The sequence below is a fragment of the Paenibacillus plantarum genome (assembly GCF_013141695.1).
GTDB lineage: Bacteria > Bacillota > Bacilli > Paenibacillales > NBRC-103111 > Paenibacillus_E > Paenibacillus_E plantarum.
On the sequence record NZ_WHNY01000064.1, the window covers coordinates 117,750 to 138,495 of the forward strand.

General features: G+C 46.6%; 17 protein-coding genes. 16 read left to right on the top strand and 1 reads right to left on the bottom strand.

The window, feature by feature from the left end:
- The first annotated feature begins 134 nt into the window (after positions 1-134).
- The 14 genes from GC096_RS21765 to GC096_RS21830 all read left to right on the top strand — a co-directional run bounded on the left by GC096_RS21765 (position 135) and on the right by GC096_RS21830 (position 18,521).
- Entirely contained in the window at positions 135-1,019 is an 885-nt protein-coding gene (locus tag GC096_RS21765) for a helix-turn-helix domain-containing protein (protein WP_171633136.1), read from the top strand.
- A 194-nt stretch (positions 1,020-1,213) separates the two neighbouring features.
- Positions 1,214-3,334: a putative phage tail protein gene (locus GC096_RS21770; RefSeq protein WP_216626215.1), complete on the top strand. Its 2,121-nt coding sequence runs from the start codon at positions 1,214-1,216 to the stop codon at positions 3,332-3,334.
- 246 nt (positions 3,335-3,580) lie between these two features.
- Complete coding sequence (locus GC096_RS21775) at positions 3,581-4,606, top strand: zinc-dependent alcohol dehydrogenase (protein ID WP_171633137.1); 1,026 nt, start codon at positions 3,581-3,583, stop codon at positions 4,604-4,606.
- An 18-nt stretch (positions 4,607-4,624) separates the two neighbouring features.
- Positions 4,625-5,584 carry an ABC transporter permease gene (locus GC096_RS21780; protein ID WP_312886317.1) on the top strand — a complete coding sequence of 320 codons (960 nt, stop codon included), beginning with the start codon at positions 4,625-4,627 and terminating at the stop codon, positions 5,582-5,584.
- A 13-nt stretch (positions 5,585-5,597) separates the two neighbouring features.
- Entirely contained in the window at positions 5,598-6,485 is an 888-nt protein-coding gene (locus tag GC096_RS21785; protein WP_056609303.1) for a carbohydrate ABC transporter permease, read from the top strand.
- 193 nt (positions 6,486-6,678) lie between these two features.
- Positions 6,679-8,283, top strand: coding sequence for a type 2 periplasmic-binding domain-containing protein (locus GC096_RS21790; protein WP_171633139.1), 1,605 nt, complete (start codon positions 6,679-6,681; stop codon positions 8,281-8,283).
- 107 nt (positions 8,284-8,390) lie between these two features.
- Positions 8,391-9,173, top strand: coding sequence for an SDR family NAD(P)-dependent oxidoreductase (locus tag GC096_RS21795; protein WP_171633141.1), 783 nt, complete (start codon positions 8,391-8,393; stop codon positions 9,171-9,173).
- Between the two features lie 38 nt (positions 9,174-9,211).
- A complete protein-coding gene (locus GC096_RS21800; RefSeq protein WP_171633142.1) occupies positions 9,212-10,939 on the top strand; it encodes an IlvD/Edd family dehydratase in 1,728 nt (575 codons plus the stop codon).
- 53 nt (positions 10,940-10,992) lie between these two features.
- Positions 10,993-13,422, top strand: a complete 2,430-nt coding sequence (locus GC096_RS21805) for a putative phage tail protein (protein WP_171633144.1) — start codon at positions 10,993-10,995, stop codon at positions 13,420-13,422.
- A 198-nt stretch (positions 13,423-13,620) separates the two neighbouring features.
- Entirely contained in the window at positions 13,621-15,000 is a 1,380-nt protein-coding gene (locus tag GC096_RS21810; RefSeq protein WP_171633145.1) for an extracellular solute-binding protein, read from the top strand.
- A 62-nt stretch (positions 15,001-15,062) separates the two neighbouring features.
- The gene (locus GC096_RS21815) at positions 15,063-15,275 is read left to right on the top strand and encodes a twin-arginine translocase TatA/TatE family subunit (protein ID WP_312886318.1); all 213 of its coding nucleotides are present in this window, start codon (positions 15,063-15,065) and stop codon (positions 15,273-15,275) included.
- A 155-nt stretch (positions 15,276-15,430) separates the two neighbouring features.
- Positions 15,431-16,282, top strand: a complete 852-nt coding sequence (locus GC096_RS21820; protein ID WP_171633147.1) for an amidohydrolase family protein — start codon at positions 15,431-15,433, stop codon at positions 16,280-16,282.
- A gap of 24 nt (positions 16,283-16,306) precedes the next feature.
- Positions 16,307-17,590 carry an aspartate aminotransferase family protein gene (locus GC096_RS21825; protein ID WP_171633148.1) on the top strand — a complete coding sequence of 428 codons (1,284 nt, stop codon included), beginning with the start codon at positions 16,307-16,309 and terminating at the stop codon, positions 17,588-17,590.
- Between the two features lie 28 nt (positions 17,591-17,618).
- On the top strand, positions 17,619-18,521 hold the full coding sequence (locus GC096_RS21830; RefSeq protein WP_171633150.1) for a fumarylacetoacetate hydrolase family protein: 903 nt from the start codon (positions 17,619-17,621) through the stop codon (positions 18,519-18,521).
- 90 nt (positions 18,522-18,611) lie between these two features.
- Here GC096_RS21830 and GC096_RS21835 read toward each other — a convergent pair whose 3' ends face one another.
- Entirely contained in the window at positions 18,612-19,169 is a 558-nt protein-coding gene (locus tag GC096_RS21835) for a DJ-1/PfpI family protein (RefSeq protein WP_171633152.1), read from the bottom strand.
- A 193-nt stretch (positions 19,170-19,362) separates the two neighbouring features.
- On the opposite strand from GC096_RS21835, the gene thyA reads away from it, so the two are divergent.
- Both thyA and GC096_RS21845 read left to right on the top strand, forming a co-directional pair.
- Positions 19,363-20,157, top strand: a complete 795-nt coding sequence (gene thyA, locus GC096_RS21840) for a thymidylate synthase (RefSeq protein WP_171633154.1) — start codon at positions 19,363-19,365, stop codon at positions 20,155-20,157.
- Positions 20,158-20,190: 33 nt separating this feature from the next.
- A complete protein-coding gene (locus GC096_RS21845) occupies positions 20,191-20,670 on the top strand; it encodes a dihydrofolate reductase (RefSeq protein ID WP_171633155.1) in 480 nt (159 codons plus the stop codon).
- Positions 20,671-20,746 lie beyond the last annotated feature (76 nt).

Here is a 20,746-nt window from a genome sequence, read left to right on the forward strand (position 1 = left end):
TCACTCCTCATATTATCGTATGAAAATATGTAACTAAGTAATATGATATAGGTATTGTGAGGTAGCGTATATGCGGACATTTATTCAGTTTATATCCAAATTTGTCATCAATGAAAGAGTGGTGTTTGAGAGCCATGCATATTTATAAAGAGCCTATCCCTTATCAGAACCCCTCATTATGCATGAAAGTGTGGCGATTCACCCAATCAGGGGCAGAAAAGGAGTACGGGAATACCTGGCATTATCATAAAGAAATTGAATTCATTTTAGTTGAGGAAGGAAGTCACGAAATTCAGACACCGAATCATGTCTACTCGCTCAAAGCCGGGGATGTCATGCTGATCGGCTCCTCCCAACTGCATAGAGGTCGCAAAATAAGCGATAAAGACCTTGTCTATATCGTTCTTCATATTGACCTACAGCCTTATTTTGATCCGGCAATGATGCGGTATTATCGAGATTTTCTGGAGATTTTTCATCCGTTAGAAGCGCTCAATTACATTTTCCAAGAAAATGATCAAGTAAAGAAAGAAATTGCCAAGATTATTACGGATACCCATGATGAAGTTATGGGAACTAAGAAGGGGTATGAAATCGCGGTTAGCATGCACATCAAGCATCTGCTCTTAATGTTGCTTCGCCATGACAATCGGGATCTGTTAACGACACATGGCAATGTGGATGGGGATGCGGATATCATACGGTCACTTGTTGTTTATGTGGACGAGCATTTGACGGAGAAGATCGATATGGGAGAGGTCAGTCGAATCGCTGGCATGAGTTACTCGTACTTTTCTAAATACTTCAAGAAGAAGATGGGCACTTCATTTATCGACTATGTCAACCAGAAACGTATTTCCAAAGCGGAGCGGCTGCTCGTTACTGAAAAACGCAGTGTGAACGAAATCGCAGAGTCGGTTGGCATAGGAAATATGGCGCATTTCTATGAGTTGTTCAAACGATTCAACGGCTGTACACCTAAACAATATCTGCACAAAATGAACGTAAGCGAGAGCTAACTTGAGTGGTCGATGCTTGTAGAAAAAGATTGACAACGGAGTGGAATTATTGAATTATGAACTTGAAAACAAATCTGAAACAAACCAGAAAAGATTAAATTTAAGAGAATTGATTATTGAAGTGAACTAGATGAGAATCAGAATGGAGTTTTACAAATTCACTTTGAGAGCAAAGTGAAGTAAACGGAGGCCATATGATGATCCAACTATCAAATCTGGAAGAGTTATTAGCGTATCAAGTTCATACGATTAAGGATGGGCAACTTGTCTATGTGGATGGGTATTATCAAAAGGGAGACGGTGGCTCTAAGCTTGTTCGTTGGATGATTGGCAGCACCGAGGCCGACAACGGCGGCACGATTCATGATCCTAGACATGGTGGAAGCGGCCGATGGAAGACTGTGCATAACGGGGTAGGTGATTATCGGTGGTTCGGCATTCTAGACGCGACAAAGCATGCAGATGACGCCTTGGATGCGATGGTGAACGATGTATCGATTCACCGGATTGAGTCGCATTCTGATCTTAACTTTGTCAGAAGACATACGTATGACCGCAGCAACATCGAACTTGATTTTGGAGGGCATCGTGTCACGACGGTTGGGATTGAGCTAAATGCGAAAAGCAATCCATTCGGAGCTGTTATTTTTTTTCAGGGGAAAGCAACAGGTGAAACACAGACTCTTACACTCTCTGCTAATCTTCCAGAGCAATCCGACGTGCTAGAGGTGCTAGATGCGGCGTCTTTTGAGGTGGGAGACTGGTGGGTGGCGAGGATTCAGAACCACCCGGAAGGCTATGCGCAGCGCGAGCTGGATTATATGGTGCAGGTCACAGAAATCATAGACGAAAGCCATATTCGTGTGAATTATAAGCTCGGGTGGACGCTTGCTGCGGGTAGAGAAATCACGTTCAAGAAAATGCATCCTGTCATACGCAGTCACATCATGAATATGAATTTTATCGGCGTTTCTGTGCCTGACAATGGATCCACGAGTGCAAAGCCATCTGAAGATTGGGATCAGATAGGATCACATCCCATTGCCTATGAATTCGCCGTTGATTGCAATGTGAGTGACGTCACAGCTACCAAGGTTTTCTGGCCGGTCATTGAGCGGCGTTACTGCACTCATTTCGTGACGGAGCGTTGCAAGCTAATGAACCCAGAGGAAGTGATCTGGGGAGGAACCGGCTACCTGACTCAGCAACTCAACGTGTTGTACGGTCACGTCCGAGATTGCCATACAAGCAACGCCCGTCACTTAAACGATTTCACATGTGGAGCCTACTGTATGGTGGAGAATTGTCATGGTGATGGCGATGAACATGGCTCTTTTGTCACACACGGTCAATACGAGCATGATCTTACGTTTATCGGGAATTCAGGTTTATTGTCATTTGCCAATAGTGGTACAACGTGGGGGGATAGTGCGAAACGGATCTCCGTGAAAAAGCATGTGGCTTCGCGTGTAGTTGCACACAAGCGAATTACAGATTTGACACTGGAGGATGTTCATGCGGTCTGGAAAGAGGGATTGGTCGATTCCGGCACGATTTGGGCCAACGCAGATGGGCTGCAAATGCGAGGCTGCAAAGCGGACACGATGCTTACACTTTCACAGAGCTCATCTCGTTCACAGCGAAGTAATCTTGCGGATGGTTGTTCATTTGGCATGACGAAGGGGGCTGAAATCGCTCGTATGCCCGATAATCCCCATGTAGGATTTCGGCCAGTTATGACGGATTTCACGATGCAGAATTGCCAATTTCACAACGTTGATGATAATTCACTGGGTAGTATCAACAAACTAATTTTGATGAATACATGGTTTAGAGGAGCTTCTCCAGAAGCAAAACCCATTCAAGTTTGGTGTCCTGAGGTGGTTGTGCAAGGCGGGGGTTGTGAGAATAGCGGCATGATATTGATGGGTGCATTTCATCTGGATGAGACAGGTGCAAGTGACCAGTCCATTACGGTGGATGGCGGCACCGTGTTCAGTGGGACGAATGCAGCAAAGGCCTTTTTGAAGCGAGAAGAAATGTCAGGAATCGTGACGTGGGTATTCGGCGAGTGCAAAAGCTCAGTAATGGATGCCGAGACGTCGCATTTCAGCATACATAGCGGTCCTAATAAAATGAGGGCGATAGGTTCTCGTTTCTCGGGTGGCAAGTATGAGATTGCGGAGGGAGCGTTTGGCCATGATTCCTATTTACTCATGATGGCATGTGTAGAAGAAGGAGTCGATCGGTCCGCTCTTCCGGTTGAATCGGATAGAGTGAAGCATAAAGAGGGGAATATGATCATAGTTGAATAACCGTTGGAGCCTGTCTTTTATTAGATAGGCTCCTTTTATGTTACATGCATGTCATGTAATTAGGGATGATTGGTTAGTTCGTGTTATGTTATATAACATTGTAAGCGATTCCAAATTAAAAAGTTATTGACAACACACATGTCAGGTACTTATAATAAAAACATCAGAAACAAACCACAACGAATTGTTTTTATGATTGTGGTGTACTTTACAAATTAGAAATAAACCAGAAAAGAGGTAGGGGTTATGAAAGCAGTAAAGGGCATCAATGGGTCAGCACAAGTGTTGGAGCTTCCGAACCCGGAAATGATTCCTCAATTTGTCAAAGTGAAAACGGAATATTCTGTCGTTAGCGTAGGCACCGAGCTAATGATGATAACCAATAATGGGGATGCCAACTTAGGCTACAGTGCCAGTGGCATTGTTATGGAGATCGGGGAAGGTGTTACACACGTCATCCCCGGACAACGAGTGGCTTGTTATGGGGTACCAGCCCACAGGGAACTCCTGCTTGTACCCAAGCATTTGGTCGTACCTGTGCCAGAAGGCGTGACTCAGGAGGAAGCAGCATTTGTCGGTATTGGTGCCATTGCGATACATGCCTTGCGTCAAGCTCAACTGAGCTTCGGGGAAACGATTATCATCGCGGGGCTTGGCATACTTGGGCAAGTGATCGCCCGTATTGCACATGCAGCGTCCTATAAAGTAATTGGTTTAGAGTTAATAGAGGAGCGCTGCCGAACGCTTGAGGCTATTGGAGCGATAGCCTGCCGCACCAAGGAAGAACTTCAGAGGGCAGTGGAATCTGATCCTTCTTGTAAAGGTGCAGATGCTGTCATGCTTTGTGCGAGCAATAGGAAGTTTAGTATGATAGATGATGCGCTGGGTTGGCTGAGAGACCGCGGTCGCGTAGTGATCGTCGGGGATACAGGAACGGAATTTGATCGGGATCTGCTTTTTATGAAAGAGGCGAGTATTCACATTTCACGTGCGGGCGGTCCTGGTCGCTATGAGGAAACCTACGAGCAGCATGGGGTCGATTACCCGATAGGCTATGTTCGTTGGACGGAAGGCAGGAATATGGGGGAGTTTCTACGTTTGATCGCACAGAAAAAGATTGATATTCAATCGTTGATTACCAATGAGTGCGCACTCGAAGAGTTACCCACCATGTATCAGAGCTGCTTTGAAAAGCCACAGAAATCGATGGGTATTGTCGTGCGATATGAACAACCCAATCCCGCCGGAGTAGCAGATTCCTTTAACAATTAATAAAGGAGGTGATGGGGTATGCGAGCAAGTGTGAAGTCGATTTCCGGTGAACACATAGGAAGAAGACGAATGACCACGCATATTTGGAAAACGTTTCTCCGATACAAATGGTTGTACTTACTTATGGTTCCGGGGATTGCGTATTACATTATTTATCACTATGTACCGATGTTCGGACTTGTGATTGCGTTTAAGAAGTATAACCTCATGAAGGGATTATGGGGGAGTGAATGGGTTGGCTTCGATAATTTTCGAACGATATTCGCCTCGCCAGAGTTTCCTAGTCTAGTCCGAAATACGCTTCTAATCAGTGTGTATCGTATTTTGTTTAACATGCTTCCGGATGTCATGTTGGCACTTATTTTAAATGAAATTCGTGCTCCTTGGTTTAAAAGAATTGTACAAACGATCACCTATGGGCCTCATTTCTTATCATGGATTATCGTGTACGGTCTTGTATTTTCTTTCTTTGCACCTGGTGCAGGGCTAGTGACGACGTTCTTTCGAGATATGGGTTGGGGAGAGCTTGATGTATTGACCAACTCAGACTACTTCCGTTCGTTGTTAGTTACCTCAGATATTTGGAAGAGCACTGGTTTCGGAGCTATCATCTATTTGGCAGCACTGGCCTCGATCAACCATGAATTATATGAAGCAGCCGTTGTTGATGGCGCAGGTCGTTGGCGGCAATTGTGGCATATTACGCTCCCAGGTATTCGCGAAGTGTTCATCTTACTGTTAATCTTGCGAATCGGACATATTATGGACGCTGGTTTCGAACAGGTATATATATTCCTGAACGCACGAGTTTACGATGTGGGGGATATTCTTGACACCTGGATCTTCCGTAGAGGTATTGAACAAATGGAATTCAGTGTTCCAGCGGCAATGGGTGTATTCAAATCAGTTATCGGTCTGGTACTTGTGATTGGTGCGAATAAACTGGCCAAAAAAGTCGGCGGGTCCGGCATCTGGTAAAGGAGGCATCGTTATGCCATTCATGCTTAAGAAAACCAAATCAGACCGCATTGTAGATGCCGTTCTTTACACCGTACTCGGACTTTTCTGTCTAGCAACGCTGTTTCCCATCTACTTTGTCTTCATTATGTCAATCACACCCTATACGGAAGTGCTCAAGAACGGTGGATTTGTCATCGTACCACATGCGATCACCTTCGAAGCATTCAAAACGATTTTCTCCAGCAACACCGTGCCGAAAGCGCTGCAAGTATCGATATTCGTTACGGTCGTTGGTACAGCGTGCAATCTAGCGATTACGACGATGCTGGCCTACCCGTTATCGAAGAAATTTTTACCGGGGCGCAACATCGTCCTGATGGGCATCGTGTTTACCATGTTGTTCTCAGGGGGAATCATCCCCATGTATCTGACCGTGAAAGCCACGGGCTTGATGGATTCCCTATGGGCACTTATCATTCCAGGTCTGGTCTCGTCCTTTAATATTCTGATCATGAAGACCTTCTTCGAAGGCCTGCCTTATGAAATTGAAGAAGCGGCGAAAGTGGATGGCTGCAGCGACATTGGTACACTTATGCGGATTGTGCTGCCGCTCTCGATGCCGATTATGGCGACGTTGGGATTGTTCTACGGTGTGAATCACTGGAATGCGTACTTCGGCGGGGTCATGTATTTGAATGATCGCAGTCTATATCCGATCCAGGTTGTGCTGCGGAATATGATTGTGTCACCAGCTATTAGTCAGGAGCTTGCGATTTCTCAATCTTCATTAAATACAATGCCGCCGGAAACCATCAAGATGGCAACCGTTGTGGTGGCGATCATACCAGTTCTTATTGTGTATCCGTTTCTACAAAAATATTTCGTCAAAGGCATGCTGTTAGGCGCTGTCAAAGGATAAGTCGAACAGCAGCTTTACCACAATTGGCTGTAAGCCAGTTACGTATTAAGTACGAGGAGGTGACAACGGGAAGTAGATCTACAGTGGTTATCTCGCAAACGATTCGTGTCCATTGATTTGACGGAAGTAAATGGCTTGAAAGTAGTTTCATACGCGTTCTCATTCTTCTAAAACGAACAGGGGGGTCTTTCATTTGAAAACGTTATCAAAAGTAACTACGCTATTATTAGCATCTTCGCTGGTCCTTGTCGCATGCACGAGTTCGAAAGAGGAGGCTTCTAGTTCCCCAACTAACACGGCGGCGACAACGTCGTCGAGCCCAGATGCCAAGAAGGAAAAACTAGACCTGAGTTGGATGGTTATCGCAGATGCAAGCGCCCAACTTCCTTCGGCCGATAAAGACTTCGTGAAGAAAGCGATTGAAGAGAAATTCAATGTCTCACTGAAAATGACCTACTTGCCGTTTGGCCAAGACTATACCAATAAATTGAATACAATGATCGCATCCGGCGACATTCCCGATGTTTTCTACGCAGACGGTGTACCTTCTAATAACTACATCCGAGATGGTGTTGCCAGAGATTTGACGGGGATTGTCACACCGGCCAAAATGCCAAACTACTTCAAGAATTGGGTGTCGGAAGCAACGTTGAAGTCGTATCAGGTACAAGGTGCATTCAAGCGTGCCCCTGTTCCGTACGAAACAAGCTACTACCGTACCTTCTACATTCGGAAAGACTGGCTCGACAAGCTTAATTTGAAAATGCCGACGAACTACGACGAGCTTGTGAGTGTCATGAAAGCTTTTACGTTTAATGATCCAGATGGTAATGGCAAGAACGATACGTATGGTTTTACAGCGGCAGGCGGCGGTGCAAGCATATCGATGGACTTCCCAGAATTCCTGAAAAATGGCTTTGCTGGCGACACATATGTAGAAAATGATCAGTTCATTGATGTTCGTACCGATATCCGCATGCAAAATGTGCTTACAGATATCAAGGCACTACTGGACATGAAAGTTGTCGATCCGGACTGGTTCCTGAACAAATACGGCCAGCATTTTGATAAAGCTGCACAAGGTAAAGCAGGTATCGTGATCGGTCAAGGCAGAGACCTTGCCTTCGATAACAATCCGGCTGGATTGCAAATGAAAGCGAAGGCAGCAGGTCAAACAACAGCAGACTGGGAGCCGTTCCATCCGTGGGAAAAAACCGGTACTTGGGTAGAAACGATTCCACAAAATCCGTTCTTGCTCAGCTCCAAAAGCTCAGATGCCAAAGTACAGCGCTCTATTGAGATTCTGGATTGGCTCGCTGGAGAAGAAGGCTTCTTGTTGACACGTTACGGAAAAGAAAACGTGGATTACAAACGCAATGGGAAAGACATCGAAGTCAATCAAGACGCCTATAAAAAAGACGTTATCGACAATAACAACTTTATTGAAGTGTATGGTTGGTTTACACCACGTAAACCGGAAGTGTTCGGATTGAATATCATTGATCCTAAAGTAACCGAGCGAGATAAGAAAATCGTTGAAAAAATCAACTCTTACAAGATTCTTCCATCGGTGGGTACTGCTCTTACTGTCAAGGAAGGCATGGATATCGGAGCTATGCGCAAACGGATGAATGAACTGCATGTTCAAATCTTGTATAAAGAGAAGGACGCTGCGAACTGGCCGCAATATCGCCAAGAAGTGATGACCAAATTCGGCGGCAAAGCGATTTTCGATAACTATGCTGAGCTTACTTCTGCAGCGAAAGGCAAGACAATTAAGTTCAAATCGGATAATTAATCGAGCTGTTCTTCTAATCAGCAACTCGGACTGGTGAATGCATAGGAGTGTTCGCCAGTCTGACTTTGCAGGTATGTGAACTACCTAGGGAATGGAGGGCTTCCCGCGTGCGATTGCAAGGAAAACGGGCATTGATTACAGGAAGTGCCAGAGGCATCGGTCAAGGGATTGCACATAAATTCGTGCAAGAAGGGGCGAGTGTCGTATTGCTTGATTACAGGGCGGATCAGCTTGAATCATCTGCTGACACAATCCGAAAACAAGCCATGGATAGGGGGCAAACACCTCAAGTTGCAACCGTCGTCTGTGATTTAAGTGTGCCAGAGCAAGTGGAAAAGGCTGCTGAACAAGCGTGGGCTTACTGGGATGGCATCGACATTCTGGTCAATAACGCTGGCATTGCAACACGTGAGTCGTTCATCGACATCCCGCTCTCTCGTTGGCAGCAGGTGATCAACATTAATCTGAATGCGACGTTCCAATTGAGCCAATGGGTGGCCAAGGGGATGATTGCTAGTGGGATTCACGGTTCGATCGTCAATATGGCCTCGAAAAATGGTCTAGCTGGAAGTGCTGTATTGGCTCATTACAATGCATCAAAGGGTGGCGTTGTTTTGCTAACGCAGTCGATGGCTGTTGATTTGGCTCCGAATAACATCCGTGTTAATAGCGTTGCGCCAGGCTTCATTGATACACCGCTCGATCGCGAACTGAAGGAGAAATCGGAAGTCACACTTTCATTGACGGAAAGAACCCCGATGCGCAGACTCGGTACCATTGAGGAAGTAGCGAACGCGTTTCTATTCTTGGCATCAGACGAAGCATCTTACATAACGGGCACGACACTTGTTGTGGACGGAGGTCATCTCGCCAATGCTTGTGATTTGTAAACAAACATCGAGATTATGTGCAGGGAGGACTTACTAACATGGCGGATGAAGACAGCATTCTTGGGGTAAATGGCGAAGACAAACTTCGTGGTGACAAATATTTTAACGATACCGGGCTTTGGGGTTTTATCCACCGTTCATTTACGAAGTCTATGGGCTACACAGATGATGATTTGAAAAAGCCGGTCATCGGCATTTGCAACACGTTCAGCGAATTGAATAAATGCCACTCTCACTTTAGGGAATTGACGGACTATGTGAAGCGTGGTGTATGGCAAGCTGGAGGCTTACCCATGGAATTTCCGACTATTTCCATAGGTGAACCCTATGTAAAGCCGACGACGATGCTGCTTCGGAATCTCATGGCGATGGACACGGAAGAAATGGTCAAAGCGCATCCGATCGATGGCGTTGTGCTTCTGGGCGGATGCGACAAAACGGTGCCTGCGCAGCTGATGGCTGCGGTGAGTGCTAATATTCCAGCGATTGTCCTTACCGGCGGACCGATGCTGAACGGCAAATTAAACGGCCAGACACTTGGCGCCTGTACCGACTGCTATCAGTTTACGCTTGAGCACAAAGCGGGCAATATCTCAGATGAGCAACTCACCGTTGCTGAGAATGCCATTTGCCGCAGCGATGGTCACTGCATGGTGATGGGGACAGCCAGCACGATGGCGGCGATTGCCGAAGCGCTTGGTATGGCACTTCCGGGCTGTGCGGCAATTCCTGCCCCAGATTCCAGGCGGCGCCATATGTCCGAGCAGACGGGGAAACAGATCGTGGAGCTTGTCCGACGCAACATCCGACCGCGTGACATTATTACCAAGGAATCACTGGATAACGCGATTCGAGTGACGATGGCATGTGCAGGATCAACCAATGCAATCATCCATTTGGTAGCTATTGCTGGACGACTTGGCTACCGGTTACCGCTTGAAAGGTTCGACGAAATTAGCGCGACGACGCCATTTATCTTGAACGTTCGCCCATCTGGTAAATATCAGATGGAAGAGTTCTTCGAAGCAGGAGGCGTGCCATCCCTGATGAAGGAAATTGAACCGCTGCTGAACGGCAACTGTTTGACCGTTACGGGCCAAACGGTGACCGAGAACCTGCGAGGCGTGCGGGTCACTGATCGCGAGCTGATCTATCCGCTCGAGCAGCCTATTGCTCCGCAAGGCGGGATTGCCGTGCTGCGCGGAAATCTCTCTCCGAACGGGGCGCTGATCAAGCAAACGGCCGTTTCAGCGCATCTCAAAAAGCACCGTGGACGCGCCGTCGTCTTCGAATCGCCGGCCGATCTGAATGCTCGAATTGACGATCCCGATTTGGATGTCGATGAGAACAGTGTCCTCGTGTTGAAAAATGCGGGACCGAAAGGCGCGCCAGCGATGCCGGAAATCGGGCAAATCCCGATTCCGAAGAAGCTGCTCATGCAAGGGGTGCGCGACATGGTGCGCATTTCGGATGCCCGCATCAGCGGTACTTCGTACGGCACCTTGATTGTGCATGTTGCTCCTGAGGCAGCTATCGGTGGACCTCTAGGGCTCGTGCAGAACGGCGATGAAATCGAGCTCGACATCGACATGCGCAAGCTGGAGCTACATGTAGATGAAGAAACGCTTCGAGAACGCAAAGCGAAGTGGGAGGCTCCTCCACCTGCCTATGATCGTGGGTATGGCCTTCTGTTCCTAGAACGCGTGCTGCAAGCAGATGAGGGCTGCGATTTCGACTTCTTACTGCCGCCTGAGCTTCGCAAATAGCGATTTACGTAGTTGTCTTACCTATCCCCCTTACGAAGAGGAGTTGTTCAACGATGTTCTTCCTAGATGACAAGAAGGGAAAATCGAATGCGACGAACGTAAGCAACGAGGAGAATCAAACAAAAGGTAAGTCGAATGAGGCCATCAGCAGACGTAAAGTTTTGGCCACGATAGGGCTGGGCGGCGTCATGTTGGCTGGCAGTGTCTTAGGCCCTCGACTCGCCTCTGCGGATAATGGGTCGTCGAATGACAAAGACAATAAAGATAGTAAAGATGGCGATCGCGTACTGCAAGTTAACAACGTGGCTGCACTAAAGTCACTCCCAATGGGTCAGATGAAAGACGGCCAGCATGTGCTCGTTGGCGGTTACAACAAGAGCGGTGACGGAGGCGGCAAGCTGGTTCGGTTTGTAGCGGACAGTACCAAAGCTGACAATGGCGGGACCGTTCACAGGCTGACGAATGGCGGTAATGGACGCGAGCAAAATGAAGCAGCTAAGGGAGGCAAACCGCCCAAAGGAGAAGGTTGTTTTGAAGTCGTACATCAGGGTGTAGGCGATTTCCGGTGGTTTGGTATTTTCGACAAGAATATAAATGCGGATAATGCGCTGGATGCGTTGATCAATGATCTTTCAATTCATCGTGTCGAAGCGCACTCAGACCTTAATTTCATAAAACGCCATGTGTATCACCGCAGCGATATCGAAATTGATTTCCATGGCCACACCGTTACAACAGAGGGAATCGAACTGAACACGTTGGATAACCCTTTCGGAGCGGTCATGTTTTTCCAAGGTGTCGTAACTGGTGTGACGCAAACGGTTACGTTAACGGAAGATATATCTGAATATTCAGATATATTTGAAGTGGCTGATTCATCGATGTTTGAAGTGGATAGCTGGTGGCACGCGCAGATTAAGAACAACGCGGCTGGCGGTGCTCAACGTGAGCTCGATTACCTGATCAAAGTGACCGAAATTTTCGATGCCACCCACGTCAGGTTCAACTATAAGCTCGGTTGGCTGCTTGCTAAGGGGCGTCCGATTACATACAAAAAAGTGAATCCAGCCTTCCGGTGCCATGTGCGCAATATGAGTTTTGTCGGCATCCCTGTGCCGCCTAACGGCACTAGTCTCAGGCCCTTTCCGACATGGGATCAGATCGGTTCGAATCCGGTCGCCTATGAATTCGCTGTTGAATGCGATGCATCGGGCATCAAGGCTAGCAAAGTGTTCTGGCCGGTCGTCATGCGGAGATACAATACGCATTATGTAACCGAACGCTGCCAATTGATGAACCCCGAAGAACGCGATTGGGGCGGCACAGGCTATTTAACGCAGCAGATCAACGTGTTGTACGGGCATATCCGAGATTGCAATACGAGCAATGCACGTCATTTGAATGATTTTACCTGCGCAGCTTATTGTATGGTTGAGAATTGTCATGGGGATGGCGATGAGTACGGTCCGTTCGTCACGCATGGTCAATATGAACACGATCTGACGTACATCAACAACTCTGGTCTGTTGTCCTTTGCGAACAGCGGTACGACCTGGGGGGATAGTGCGAAGCGGGTGACCGTCAAGAAGCATATCGCATCGCGAATTGTCGCGAGCAAGCGGTTAACTGATTTGACACTTGAGGATTGCCATGCTGTCGTTACGTACACCAAACCTGGTGTTAAAATGGCTAATTCAGGCTCATTCTGGGTGAATATGGACGGCTTGCAAATGAGAGGCTGTACGGCACAAGAGATGGTGACGATCTCCAAAGGCTCCTCGCGTGCCAAAAGGAAAAACATCATCGATAGCTGCTCCTTCGGCATGCTGAAGGGCTACGAAATCGCTCGTCCGATCCGCAGTGGAACGACCCAAGTAGGGTACACGCCGAGCAATGGTGAACTCACCATTCTCAACAGTGAATTTTACAATATTGAAGATGTCACACTAGGAAGCATCAATAAGCTGACCCTCATTAATACGTGGTTCAAAGGACTCCCTCAGGTAGGCGGTACTTTGAAGATTGGTACGCGTGAAATCATCATGCAAGGTGGTGGTCTCGTTGACTGTTGCTTCTTGCTCACAGGAGCTTGGGATAAAGTGGGGGACGTCAACAATCCGAAGAATAAGCCTGACCAATGGATCACCATTGACGGCAGTGCGATATTCAGCGGAGTGAATGGTGAGAAGGCGTTTTTGAAAAGTGTAGATGCAACGAATGTTGTTACTTGGAATTTCGGAAACTGTACAAGTATAGCCCTGGATGCTAGTACAGCACATTTCTCCATTCAAGGTGGAATGAATAAATTGAAAGCGATCGGCTCCCAATTTACGGGAGGGAAGTATGAAGTATCAGCTGACGCTTTCGGCAGCGGTGCCTACTTCTTCATGACTTCTTGCGTGGAAGAAGGCGTCAATCGGACTTCACTTCCAGCAGAAAGTGATACGGTGAAACATAGCGTAGGCAATTTATCGATTTTTTGATAGTAGGCATAAGTTTAACAGGCAGAATTAGTAGATTGAAGGGTTTCATCGCATATCCGGTAACGTTATGGTGTGAAACCTTATGTACATTGACATGTGACGGTGGGTCGTTGCTATAATACTAATAACAATGCGGATACAGGAAGTGCCCATGTCTCCTGATCTTGTCAGTGTATCGGATGGAAATGAGGTTTATAGATGGAAAAACGGACAACTCGCAGCTCCTCTCGCACGCGCCTAAGCGAACTCGTCAACGCATTGAGAGAAGATATTTTGACAGGAAAGCGGCCGGTAGGGGAATATTTGCCTTCTGAGAAAACGTTCGCCGCGGAATACAATTTAAGCAATCAATCGGTACGAAAAGGGCTGGACGTACTTGTTGCAGAGGGACTTATTGAGAAAATTCCTCGTGTTGGAACCAAAGTTGTCGGTGCACCTGAAGGCGCTTTCGTCACAGTGAAGCTTGGCTTCCATAGTTCCGTTACGGATGAAGCGGATATTCATAGACTGCTATCCAGCTTTCAAAAGGAAAACCCACATATCCGCGTACAAGCGGTGCCTACTTCTAGCAATAATTACAGTTATATCAGCGAGTACTTGTCCAGCGGTCTTCTCGACGTGGTCATGATGAACTTTAAGGATTTTCAGGAATGTGTGGAAACAGGTGAAGAAGGGATGCTGGAGCCGACGGAACGGAATCCAGAGCTGTATTCATTTCTATCAGATGCCTTTGTGGCCGATGGTCGTCAGCTCGTGCAACCTTTTATCTATTCACCGCTAATTCTGTGCTATAACCGCGAACATTTCCATGAGGCGAACTTGCCGGAGCCAGATAGCAGCTGGCAGTGGAAGGATTTGATCACGTATTCGTCAAAGCTGGCGATTCCGAATGAACGCCTCGGTTTTCACTGTGATTTGTATTCACCCAATCGTTGGCCGCTGCTTCTGTTGCAAACAGGCGGGAAGTTCGAGCGCCATGAAGATGGCAGACTTAAGCTTGCTGGTACAGCTATGATGGATGCACTTCGCTATTGTGGCGAGATGAAGCACAGTATTCCTTCGTTATCAGAAGGGATTACAACTGGTGAATCAGAGCTGCTCCTGGCCAAAGGCAAAGCGTCGATCATCATGACCAGCTACTTCTACTTGAATTATTTACTCGGTGAGAGGCTGTCCTTTGACATTGCACCTGTACCGCATTTTGGTACACCGATGACGATGCTGCTTAACACGGGACTTGCTGTTAATCGGAAGTCACAAGTGAAGGATGCGGCGGTCAAATTAGTGGAATATTTAACTAGCTATAAGGCCCAACTTTTCGTTCGCCAGCACACATACAGTCTTCCCGCCAGAAAATCTGCCGCAGAGTGGGTAGGGGAAGAGAAACGTTATCTGCCGTCCAGATTCTCACTATTTCGCGAGACGATACCTGGGTTCCGATATTTCACGGATTTAGCTATAAGTTCAAGAGAGTTATCAGAAATCAACCAAGAACTCAAAATGTATTGGGCGGGCTTGGAAACAGAAGAGGTATTGTGTTCTCATATCGAAGAGCGTCTTACCGTTAGTTCTGTGTGAGAACAGCTTCCAATTACGATCTTTGTAGGTCAAAAGTTGTCAAACCAGAAGGAGTGAGTTATGTGCCGCATTTTAGTGCTTCAACTATTATGTTACTAATTATAACTGCACTGGTATTGTTCGGTCCCAAGAAACTGCCTGAATTAGGTCGTGCGTTTGGCAAGACTTTGAGGGAGTTTAAGAAAGGAACCAAAGGCTTCATGGAGGAAGACGAGTCACACCCTTCCCTGCAGTCACGTAAGGATTCCCGTATGGATGAGGCCAATAAACACTAATTGATCTCCTTTGAAATAAAGCTATGAAACAGATCGACTCTATGGGGCAACTGCCGGATGGAGTACGGTCTCTTTCCGATGCCATAAAAATGCTATTAAGACGCCAATTAACGCATGTTGGAAAACTATATTTTAGCTAAAAGGCGGTGCAGAAGATGATTTTTGATTGTCATACGCATTTATTTCTTCCCGGTCAAACTGATGGACCCTTCCTAGCTGCGGTAAAACGCAGTTGGGGTGAGCATATGGATATCCTTGCCACTCCGGAGATGCACGAAGAAAATATTCGTTCTTTTGATGGGGCTATCGTACTTGCTTTCGACGCTCCTGCTACCGGCATCCAAGTACCTAATCAGGTTGTTGCTGAGTATGTAGCTAAGCATCGTGGACGATTATTCGGCTTTGCGAGCATCGACCCAAACAGGCCAGCTGCGGCTCGGCTGCTAGAAGAGGCTATCAAGGAATATGGCCTTAGCGGGCTTAAGCTAGGTCCGATCTACCAGAATTTTTATCCTGGTGAACAACGTCATTTTGAGTTGTATGCCAAAGCGGATGAATTGGGATTGCCAATTATGTGGCATCAAGGCACGTCTTTTGTACCCGAAGGATACCTCGATGCGTCCAGGCCAGCAGCATTAGATCCAATAGCCCGTGCATTTCCTAATTTGAAAATGGTTATAGCTCATATGGGCCACCCTTGGGTGGATGAATGTATTGCCGTAGTTCGCAAAAATGCCAATATGTATATGGATTTATCAGCATTAGGTTCACGACCATGGCAATTCTATAACGCACTCGTTTCAGCCATGGAGTATGGGGTCACACATAAGATTTTATTCGGTTCCGATTATCCTTTCTTCAGCACACAACAAACTATTGATTCATTTCGGAATATTAATCACTTGGTGGAAGGCACGAAGATGCCGCACATTCCAGAGCAGATCATCGAAGACATCATTCACCGCAACACGCCAGAGATACTCGGCCTAACCGCGTCCCACAAATAAATCATTTTTCAGGAGGTAAGAGATATGTCAAACAATGCAGAACTGTATGAACAATCGAAACTATACTCGCCAGGCGGGGTACATACGTCCATTCGTAACGTGAATCCTATGAAGGTGTTTACGAAAGGTGAGGGCGCTTATATTTATGATGCAGATGGCAAAAAGTACATCGATTATCAAGGAGCATTCGGCCCGATTATTTTGGGGCACAGCCATCCCTACGTCAATCGTAAAGTGATTGAAGCTATTGAGCGAACGGATTTGTACGGCGTTGGCTGTACGGATCTAGAAGTGGAATTGGCTCGCAAAATTTGTACGCACGTCCCATCGTCGGAGCAGGTGCTTTTTTGTAATTCAGGATCTGAGGCCACCTATCATGCAATTCGCTTAACTCGTGCGATTACAGGACGCAACAAGCTGATCAAATTTCAAGGCTGCTATCACGGCTGGCACGATTATGTCGCCCGTAACATGCTTAGTTCCTGGGATATGATTGGCAAAAGGGATCCGGGCTCTGCTGGCATGTTAGATGAAGCGATCGATAATACCTTGGTCTGTACATTCAATGATCTGGATGATGTGGAGAGGACTTTCCGTGAGAATAAAGGGCAAATCGCATCGTTGATTGTCGAGCCGATTCCCCATAATATCGGTTGCGTGATGCCGCAGCCTGGCTTCTTGGAAGGGCTTCGTGAGCTTTGCAGTGCACATGGTGCACTCCTTATCTTTGATGAAGTGATTACAGGTTTCCGCCATGATATTGGTGGTTATCAGAAGGTTGCTGGTGTTACCCCCGATTTGACAACGATGGGTAAAGCGATGGCGAATGGCTACCCAATCGCCGCTGTAGCGGGTAAGCGTGAATATATGCAGCGTTTTAATACGTACCCAGGTGGGGACGTGTGGTTTGCAGGCACGTATAACGGGCATGCCGTAGGCACGGCCGCATCGATTGCCACACTTGAACTGATGGAGAACGAACCGGTACATGAGCATATTTTCCGTTTGGGAGAGAAGATGCGTTCCGGTATTCGGGGCATTCATGAACGACTTGGCATCGAGGCGTATGTGGCAGGCTTCGGTTCTGTATGGACGACGTATTTCATGAAGAGCGAGCCGAAGAATTACTCGGATTTGCAGCAAAATGATGCGGAGCTGTATGTTGACTATCGCAAAAAGCTGATCGAAAAAGGTATCTTCAAAATGCCGATGAATATTAAACGCAATCATATTAGTTATTCTCATACCGATCAGGACGTCGACACCACACTTACGATTATCGAGTCCGTGTTGAAGGAACTTGTTTAATTAATCTAAAGATAGGAGGATACGACACATGAAATTCCTTTCGTTTCTTCATAAAGGTGACTACCGATTAGGTGTCAAAATAGAGCAAGGTGTGGTCGATGTTGTGGCGGCACTCTCCGCAGTTACGGAAGAGAAAGCAATTCCGACAACCATCCTTGAGGTTATTTATGGCGGTGCTGAGGCTTTGAACCATCTGCTTTCATTTATAGAATGGGTCCTTGTTTCGGATGCAGATCAAACCGCTTATCTATTGGATGAATCTACATTAACCCTTGGACCATGCGTCACGCATCCGAATAAAATCATATGCGTGGGACTTAATTATCGCAGACATGCGGAGGAAACGAATGCACAAATCCCGCAATTTCCTATTCTGTTCAACAAGTTCAATAACGCCTTAGCGAGTCATGGGGAGGACATTTCGTTACCTAAGGTTTCGGAGAAAGTGGATTATGAAGCGGAATTAGCCATTGTCATTGGTAAAACAGCGAAATATATTTCGAAGGAACAAGCACTTTCTCACGTCTTTGGGTACTGTAATGCGAATGATTTGTCTGCCCGCGATTTACAGGTAAGGACGCAGCAATGGCTATTGGGGAAATCGTGTGATCAATTTGCGCCTATCGGTCCCTATATTGTGACAGCTGATGAAATTGGCAACCCGAACGATCTTGAGATTAAAACGGTTGTAAATGGAGAGGTAAGGCAGCATTCGAATACATCGGATATGATCTTCCATTGCGATGAAATCGTCAGCTATATTTCACAGCATATGACGTTAATGCCGGGAGATATTATTTTGACAGGGACACCTGAGGGGGTTGTTTTAGGGTATCCACCAGACAGGCAGGTATATTTGAAAGATGGGGATATCGTGACGATTGAGATTGAGAAACTGGGAGCACTGACCAATCGGATGGTGGCGGAGTAAGAGAAGTTTTGACAAAACGGGACTGTTCCACAAGTAGTGTAAACTACTTACGAGACAGCCCCGTTTCTTTATGTCATCTATGTAGTTCGATTAGGCCAATAATTTCAAGAATTCCCGCATGAATCCTGGTAAATCCGGCCAAGCATGACCGCTGACGAGCTTCCCATCGACATGCAGCGTATTTGTTGTATAAGTCGCCCCAAGCGCTTCTACATCTAAGCGACATGCGTTATACGCCGTCAATGTGCGACCCTCGAAGAGGGAGCGGTCTTTCAGAGCGGCGAAAACTTGCGCACCATGGCAGATGGCACCGATAGGCTTATCCGCTTCAAGGAAATGACGAAGGATGCGTGGAACATCTTCACTCGAACGAATATATTCGGGAGCTCTGCCGCCAGGAATGATGAGTCCATCGAACTGACTAGGATCAACATCGGCGAAAGCAACGTGGGAGGGGAGAAGATGTCCTGGTTTCTCGGTATACGTTTCCCAATCTTCAACAAAATCGTGAACGACGGTACGAAGTACTTTCTTCGTTGGAGATGCGATAACGGCCTCGTATCCCTCTTCGAGTACACGGTAGTAGGGATAGTACACTTCCAATACTTCAACAGCATCACCAGTTAAAAATAAGATCCTTTTGGACACGATATCACTCCTTGGAAATAGATGGTAATCCATATTTAATTATGAACAAATCTGGTTTTCTTGTATACGGGTGGAATTTGAGAAAAATTGTCGAATGGGATGTTCAATAATGATGTTCATTGCCAAGGATAATGTTTATAATAGATAAATAAATTATGATGAGAAGCTAATCTATGAGGTGAATAGTTAAATTATGAAAGCTTATTTAGAACTGCTTAAGGATGTCTTAGATCAAGGTGTAGAAAAAGGAGATCGCACGGGAACAGGAACGATTTCTGTTTTTGGGCGTCAGATGCGAATTAACCTGAGCGAAGGTTTTCCTCTTTTAACAACGAAGAAGCTGCACATCAAGTCCATTGTTCATGAGTTGCTGTGGTTCATAAGCGGCAGCACGAATGTCCAATATTTGCGCGATAATGGTGTTACGATCTGGGACGAATGGGCTGACGAAGATGGAAATCTTGGCCGCGTATACGGTGCACAGTGGCGTACATGGCTTGCGCCAAATGGGCAAGTTATCGATCAAATCGAGAAGCTGATTCACCAAATCAAGACGAATCCAGATTCTCGCAGACACTTGGTCAGCGCTTGGAACCCTGCAGAAGTGGATCATATGGCGCTGCCGCCGTGCCACTATGCGTTTCAATTTTATGTAGCGAATGGTCGGTTATCGTGTATGTTCCAAATGAGATCCGTGGACACGTTCTTGGGTCTGCCTTTTAATCTGGCATCGTATGCCCTGTTAACACATATGATTGCTCAGCAGTGTGATCTCGAAGTGGGGGATCTGATCTGGAACGGCGGCGATGTACACATTTATCAGAATCATGTTGAACAAGTGAATAAACAGTTAACGAGAGAGCCGCAAGAGCTGCCAACGCTTCATATCAAAAGGAAGCCAGCTTCCATTTTCGACTACCAATTCGATGATTTTGAATTTCTTAACTACACACCGCTGCCGGGCATTAAGGCTCCGATTGCGATATAAGGAAGTTATTGTAACGAAAGGAGTATTCGCCGTATGAGTATTTCATTTATTTTTGCCATGGATCGTAACCGCGCCATTGGCGTTAATAATAAGCTGCCTTGGCATCTGCCAGGCGATTTGAAATTTTTCAAAAACGTGACGATGGGTCACCCCATCCTGATGGGACGCAAAACGTACGAGTCCATCGGCAAGCCGCTTCCCGGAAGACGCAACGTCATTCTCACGCAGAATACCGCGTATCAGGCCGAGGGCTGTGAAGTTATTCACTCAGTAGACGAAGCGATTGATGCATTCCGTGATCAGGAGCTGTTCGTCATCGGCGGAGCAGAGATCTTCAAGCTATTTGCCTCCCATGTGAATCGGATGTACATCACTTACATCGAGGATGAGTTCGAAGCGGATACGTTTATGTCGGACCTGGACTTGTCCAATTGGACCCTAGTTTCATCTGAACAAGGTGAGCGCAATGAGAAGAATCCGTATGAGTACTATTTCGGGATTTACGAGAGATGAGCTTCTCAGACCTAGTCATCTGGGGCTGTTGGACAATGAGATGAGTTCACATGATGAAACCGAGTCGAAATAGATG